2 protein-coding genes and 1 CRISPR repeat array are annotated in these 3,722 nt (G+C 30.1%); both genes read left to right on the forward strand.

All coding sequences use genetic code 11. The features are described from left to right. The first annotated feature begins 194 nt into the window (after nucleotides 1–194). Nucleotides 195–500 (forward strand): Uma2 family endonuclease, encoded by a 306-nt coding sequence (locus EUBHAL_RS13910; RefSeq protein ID WP_005351505.1) that lies wholly within the window; start codon nucleotides 195–197, stop codon nucleotides 498–500. A gap of 481 nt (nucleotides 501–981) precedes the next feature. Beyond that, nucleotides 982–3,112: direct repeats of the CRISPR family, unit length 30 nt; unit sequence GAATTAATAGATACATTATGGAATGTAAAT. Nucleotides 3,113–3,557: 445 nt separating this feature from the next. Further along, the coding region (locus tag EUBHAL_RS17050; RefSeq protein WP_167534412.1) for a helix-turn-helix domain-containing protein at nucleotides 3,558–3,722 on the forward strand (165 nt) is incomplete at its 3' end.

Consider the following 3,722-nt stretch of genomic DNA (forward strand, 5'->3'; position numbering starts at 1 on the left):
TCATTGGGGCATTTATTTAGGAAATCAGGCTGGAATTGTGGGGGTTTCTAAACGTTAAAAGCACAAAGAAATGAAGAATATAGTTTTCAAAGATTGCGTAACACCGTCAAAAGCTATATTGAGAAAAATAAAGGGGAATGTGAGGTATATCCATCACCATTTGCGGTTTTTTAAATAAAGATGAAAAAATATATGTGGAGCCAGATATCAGTGTCATTTGTGATAAAGATAAATTAAATGACAGGGGCTGTGTAGGTGTCCCGGATTTTGTAATCGAAGTTGTTTCAAAGTCTAGCAGGAAGATGGATTATACAACAAAGAATCCATTATATTCGGATGTCGGTGTAAGAGAATATTGGATTGTTGATCCTGAAAAGGAGCGAACAACGATTTACTATTACGAGCAGGATGAAGCACCGATGATAAGCCTATTTATTCAGACGATTCAAAGTGGGATTTATGAAGGATTGGAGATTAATATATCGGAATTATTGAAGTAGATAGCATTCTGTAATAACAAGTGGAATGTATAGATTAGGAAAATCCAAAATGTAGCGGTTAAAAGAAAGTTTCAAAACTAAACTAATCTTTACATTCCAATATGTTATTACTATAAATCCATATTATAAAGGAAAATAACTGTGTTGACAATATACTTAAGATTATAATTAATATTGATGTGAAAAGAAAAATATTTATCCTATTAGATTAGTGTTGTAAAATGCAAAGAAAGGTGATATAATGCAAGTACAATTTTAGTGAATGGTAAAGTATAGTTATAGATGAGATTTTGACATAAATAAAGAAGATATAAATTGTCGACCGATAATAATGCAAAAATATAGGGAGGTTGACAATGCGATAAATATGGGCTGAGAGCGAAATTATAATAAAAATATGGATGTAAGATGGGGAGAATAGAAAGAGGTCGACAGAAAAAGAAGAAAGACTATAGATGATATAATGGTAGCTGGAGGACGGGAATTAATAGATACATTATGGAATGTAAATGCTTCTGCAGATAAAATTCTGCAAGTTGGGTGCAGGAATTAATAGATACATTATGGAATGTAAATAAAAAATCAGAAGCGGAAAAGAAAAGACAAGTAAAAGAATTAATAGATACATTATGGAATGTAAATCAGAAAGTTGCGTTAAAGGAATATAACGCACTGGTTAAGGAATTAATAGATACATTATGGAATGTAAATATATTTGTAAATCTAACTAATACTTGTCAATGTCCAGAATTAATAGATACATTATGGAATGTAAATAAATTTGGGACGAGTTTTATAATGTAGAACTCTATGAATTAATAGATACATTATGGAATGTAAATACCACCTAAAAGATAAGCGATAGCTCCGCCAAAAATGAATTAATAGATACATTATGGAATGTAAATGATAATTCATGTAACTTTTTGAGTAATGCTTTTAGAATTAATAGATACATTATGGAATGTAAATGTATTTGGAACCCAGACCATTTCCTCTTGTGATTCTGGAATTAATAGATACATTATGGAATGTAAATGCAGATTGGATAGAACAATTACAACAGACTGGATTGAATTAATAGATACATTATGGAATGTAAATGTCAAAAAGGTAGATACCGATGAGTGGGAATACCAGGAATTAATAGATACATTATGGAATGTAAATACACATCTAAAACTGATTTAGATAAAAGTATTCAGTGAATTAATAGATACATTATGGAATGTAAATACATATTTCATAATTAAATCGTGTGAACTATCTTTTGAATTAATAGATACATTATGGAATGTAAATAAAGAATTTACGGTTTTCATTAATCGTTTTTTATAGAATTAATAGATACATTATGGAATGTAAATCCATAACCACCAAAACTTTCATTAATTCTCTCTGGTGAATTAATAGATACATTATGGAATGTAAATAGACAACGAGGAACAGTATCGGGCATCCTGTTAGGAATTAATAGATACATTATGGAATGTAAATTTCACAATTAGTATGTTAGATTGGAAGGAGGAATAAAGAATTAATAGATACATTATGGAATGTAAATTATGATGTAGAAAAGAAATCTTTTCACGATGTAAGAATTAATAGATACATTATGGAATGTAAATGTCATTTCGGGAGTAGGAGCCGCATTTAGTACCTTGGAATTAATAGATACATTATGGAATGTAAATGAACATTTCAGAGGAAACATTGGTAGGAACGATTACAGAATTAATAGATACATTATGGAATGTAAATGACGCAGGTTATGTTAGTAATGTTTTAAAAATTAGAATTAATAGATACATTATGGAATGTAAATTGAGCATATCAATACATTTCTTATTCCCTTTCGCAGAATTAATAGATACATTATGGAATGTAAATCAAAGAATTTTTAAGAATCAAAAAACTGCTGCGGAGCGAATTAATAGATACATTATGGAATGTAAATATTGATAGTTGTCTTGATTGTGGTTATCAGGGTGAGAATTAATAGATACATTATGGAATGTAAATTCATCTGTGTGTCAGATACCAGTCTGGCAGATGGTGAATTAATAGATACATTATGGAATGTAAATTAAACTCCGATATTACACTCCCGATGGAAAAATTAGAGAATTAATAGATACATTATGGAATGTAAATCCATGACACATATCAATATGCAATGATGCTACGGCAGAATTAATAGATACATTATGGAATGTAAATAGTGAAATACATATCCATACTGAAAATGCCTTTGGAATTAATAGATACATTATGGAATGTAAATCGTTTGATGACCTTGATACTGGATGAGATCGCTGCGGAATTAATAGATACATTATGGAATGTAAATGAAGAAGATTGGAAGATCAAGTCAGCGACCATCACGCGAATTAATAGATACATTATGGAATGTAAATGAAGTAAAAGTGGTAAGGAATAAGCGGCCACAGGCGAATTAATAGATACATTATGGAATGTAAATGACTTTGGCTAAACCACTGCCTTTGGACATAATATGAATTAATAGATACATTATGGAATGTAAATAGCTGTGCTGCGTTCATCAGTGCAGATAAAAATGTGAATTAATAGATACATTATGGAATGTAAAAGATAGAATATAATAGTAAAGAATAAATTATTAAAGATGTTTATAATCCTTTAGAAAACTAAGCGAGAATTCTCGGTAGTTCAATTACCGAGATAAAAGTGTTTGTTTTTGTATATAGCTGAATGCTTTTTTTGAAAACAAAAATATGTTCGAAAAAATACTTACTATATAGTAAAATAATGGTATATCTATATGTATAAAATAAAGTCAGATATATTTTATCCTCTTACAGCAAGAAGACTCCGACCTCTAAGGTGGGAGATGAATTGTGTCTGCTACCTGCTTGATAGAGCATCCTGATTATAGTATAGTATCTTTAGTCGGATAATAAAAAATTGAGATACAATAAATTGAGATAATAACGCACATTTAGTATTCTTACTATACTATCATCTTGTGCTTGTGTTCAAGTATCACAGGTGGGGGTTCGAGGAAAAGGAAGTGGCATGGTGGCAAACAGAGCATATAAATTCAGAATATATCCCAATGATGAACAGAAGAGTTTGTTTGCTAAGACTTTTGGTTGTGTGAGAATGGTATACAATCATTGGCTTGATAGAAAGATTCGTCAGTATGAGGAGAACAAGACAAATGTAACATATACCATTTGC

The sequence above is a fragment of the Anaerobutyricum hallii DSM 3353 genome (assembly GCF_000173975.1).
GTDB classification, from domain to species: Bacteria; Bacillota; Clostridia; order Lachnospirales; family Lachnospiraceae; genus Anaerobutyricum; species Anaerobutyricum hallii.